The sequence below is a fragment of the uncultured Campylobacter sp. genome (genome assembly GCF_937997595.1).
Taxonomy (GTDB): domain Bacteria; phylum Campylobacterota; class Campylobacteria; order Campylobacterales; family Campylobacteraceae; genus Campylobacter_B.
Map to the genome: position 1 here is coordinate 1 of NZ_CALKTS010000201.1, position 3,138 is coordinate 3,138.

At 51.1% G+C, this 3,138-nt stretch carries 3 protein-coding genes; 2 read left to right on the forward strand and 1 reads right to left on the reverse strand.

All coding sequences use genetic code 11. From position 1 onward, the window contains the following. Nucleotides 1–514 precede the first annotated feature (514 nt). Nucleotides 515–1,858 carry a class II 3-deoxy-7-phosphoheptulonate synthase gene (locus Q0614_RS07095; RefSeq protein ID WP_298787599.1) on the reverse strand — a complete coding sequence of 448 codons (1,344 nt, stop codon included), beginning with the start codon at nucleotides 1,856–1,858 and terminating at the stop codon, nucleotides 515–517. A 104-nt stretch (nucleotides 1,859–1,962) separates the two neighbouring features. On the opposite strand from Q0614_RS07095, the gene rarD reads away from it, so the two are divergent. After that, nucleotides 1,963–2,835, forward strand: a complete 873-nt coding sequence (gene rarD, locus Q0614_RS07100) for an EamA family transporter RarD (protein ID WP_298787601.1) — start codon at nucleotides 1,963–1,965, stop codon at nucleotides 2,833–2,835. Next, nucleotides 2,828–3,138: hypothetical protein (locus Q0614_RS07105; RefSeq protein WP_298787603.1), on the forward strand; the 311-nt coding region annotated here is incomplete at its 3' end. The genes rarD and Q0614_RS07105, both read left to right, overlap by 8 nt.

Here is a 3,138-nt window from a genome sequence, read left to right on the forward strand (position 1 = left end):
GCACAGATAAGCGGCGTGCCCACAGCAGCGAGCGATCAAAATTTACACGGCGAAATTCACAAATGAAATTCCGCGGGCTGTAAATTTAGCGCTAAATTTTTAAAATTCCATGGCAACGCAAATTTTAAAATTCTATGCAGAGCGTATTTAAAATTTTAAGCCGCGAGCTCACGGGGCTAAATTTAGCCGCCAAAAAGTTTGCAAGCCTCTGCAAAAAGAAATTTTATCATGGCGCGACGCCGCAAAAATTTTCAATTGCTTGTATTTTGGCGGCGGGCTTACGCAGCTTACTTTTTCGCGCGAGGTATAAATTTAATATATATATTTTGACCGCTCTAAGACTGCGCCCAAAGCCGCCCCGTATTCCAAGCCGCGTAAATTTTAATCGCCCGCGCCAAGCTACGATTAAATTTAGAACGTAAAGCACGGTCGCAGCGCTGGCTTACGTCAAAACGCCTAAAACTACGACTAAAATTCCAAGCCGCGACCGAATTCCCGCGCAACGAAAGGCGAACTACTCCGCCTTTTTTAGATTATCGGCGAGCAAAAACGCAAGCTCTAGCGCCTGATCTGCGTTTAGGCGCGGATCGCACTGTGTTTCGTAGCGCTGTTTTAGCGTCTCTTGCGTTACGTTAAACGAGCCGCCCGTGCACTCGGTGACGTTTTGACCGGTCATCTCAAGGTGAATGCCGCCCGCGTGCGTGCCCTCCGCAGCGTGGATCTCAAAAAAGCTCTGAACCTCGCTTAAAATTTTAGAAAATTCGCGCGTTTTGTAGCCGTTGGCGGCCTTGACGGTGTTGCCGTGCATCGGATCGATGCTGTACAGGATCGCCCTGCCCTCGCGCTTTAGCTCGCGTAAAATTTGCGGCAGCCGCGCGCCGATCTTATCCGCGCCCATGCGGATGATGACGTTTAGCCTGCCTGCTTCGTTTTGCGGATTGAGCTTGTCGCAAAGGCGCAAAATTTCATCCGCAGTGCCGCTTGGGCCGATCTTGACGCCGAGAGGGTTTTTGATACCGCTTAAAAAATGCACGTGCGCATCGTCCGCGCCGCGCGTGCGCTCGCCGATCCAAAGCATGTGCGCCGAGCAGTCGTACCAATCGCCGCTGGTGCTGTCGATGCGCGTCAGACACTCCTCGTAGTGCAGTAGCAGCGCCTCGTGCGAGGTGTAAAGCACTGTCTCGGCAAGGCTCGGAGAGTTCGCAGCGCTCAGTCCGCACGCCTCCATAAATTTAAGCGTGCGCGAAATTTCATCGCTCAGCTCGTTAAATTTAGCCTCCAGCTCGCCCTTTTTCAAAAAGCCCAAATTCCACTTATGCACCTCGTGCAGGTTCGCAAGACCGCCGCGAGAAAAGGCGCGCAGCAGATTCAGCGTCGAAGCGCTTTGATGATACGCCTCGATCATGCGCGCAGGATCCGGCTTTCGCGCCGCTTCGTTAAACTCAAATCCGTTGATTATGTCGCCGCGGTAGCTAGGCAAACTCACGCCGCCCGCTTCCTCAAAGTCGCTGCTGCGCGGCTTTGCGAACTGCCCTGCGATACGACCTACCTTAACGACGGGGCGTCCCGCTGCAAAGGTAAGAATGATCGCCATCTGAAGCATTACCTTAAACATATCGCGGATATTATTCGCGCTAAAATCATTAAAGCTCTCCGCGCAATCGCCGCCTTGAAGCAGAAACGACTTGCCCTCGCTGGCGCGCGCAAGCTCGGCTTTTAGGTTGCGAACCTCGCCCGCAAAAATTAACGGCGGCAGCTTGTAAAGGCGCTCTTTAGCGGCCTGCACCGCACTTTCATCCTGATAAATCGGCTGCTGTAAAATTTTATAATCTTTCCACGACGTCCTACTCCAGCTCATAGCCCCTCCTTAAATTTCGTAAATCCCGCGATTATACCCAAATAAGCTTTTATTAACCCAAAAAATCTTAAAATAGCGCCTTTAGGCAATTTGGAAGGAATTTTATGGAAGAAAACCGCACTAAAGGGCTAATGCTTGCTCTTGCCACCTTTGTTATGTGGGGCGTTTTTCCGATATTTTTCAAGCTCATAAAGGACGTGGACGCGGTGCAAATTTTAGCGCATCGCGTCGTTTGGTCCTTCCTGCTGCTGCTCGTTTTTCTCTGCTTTACGCACCGCTTAAAAAACGTCGCGCGGCTTCTTAGCACCCCTAAAATCGCTCTCACGCTGCTTTGTACGGGACTACTTATCAGCACGAACTGGGGCATTTATATCTACGCGGTAAATTCCGATCAAATTTTAGCCACGAGCCTCGGATATTTTATAAATCCGCTATTTTCGGTACTTTTGGGCGCTTTGTTTCTGCGCGAGCGGCTAAGCGCGGCGGCGAAATTCTCGCTACTGCTAGCCTTCGCCGCCATCTGCGTGCAAATTTACGCGCTAGGCAGCCTGCCCGTGATCTCGCTCGTGCTGCCGCTTAGCTTTGCATTTTACGGGCTCATACGCAAGAAGGTAAAAGTGCCTAGCTTTGAGGGGCTGTTTTGCGAGACGACGCTGATGCTGCTGCCTGCGCTTGCGTTTCTGATCTACTGCGCGCTGAAAGGAAGCGGCGCCTTCGGCTTTAACGTAAGCGGCGCGCTGCTGTTTGCAAGCGGACTGATTACGATTTTACCGCTACTTACCTTCGCCGTAAGCACGCAGTATCTGCCGCTATCTACGATCGGCTTTATGCAATACATCAGCCCTAGCATGAGCATGCTAATCGCGGTATTTATCTACGGCGAGGAGCTTGAGACTTACAAAATTTTGAGCTTTTCGCTAATTTGGTTCGGGCTCGCGGTCGTGGGCTTGGACGGTTTAAGGAGAAAAAATGGCTAATTTCGCTTTGATGTTCGCAGTCGCCCTTGCGGTGGGCGCGCTCGTGTATTTTCAGGTCCAAAAGGCTTCCGCGCGAGCAGACGCCGCAGATCCCGAGCTTAGCTCGCAAAGATATATGAAATTTTGCGATATTTTAGAGGACAAACTGCGAGATTTAAAGCGGCTTGAACTGCACGACGAAAGCGCTCGCGAGAGCTATCTAGGCGAACTTGAGGCTCTTAGTAAGGAGTTAGTCTATATCAAAACGATGCATCAAAGCAACCTAAATCCCGCCGTGTGGGAGGGCAAGCTATTTGAGTTTCT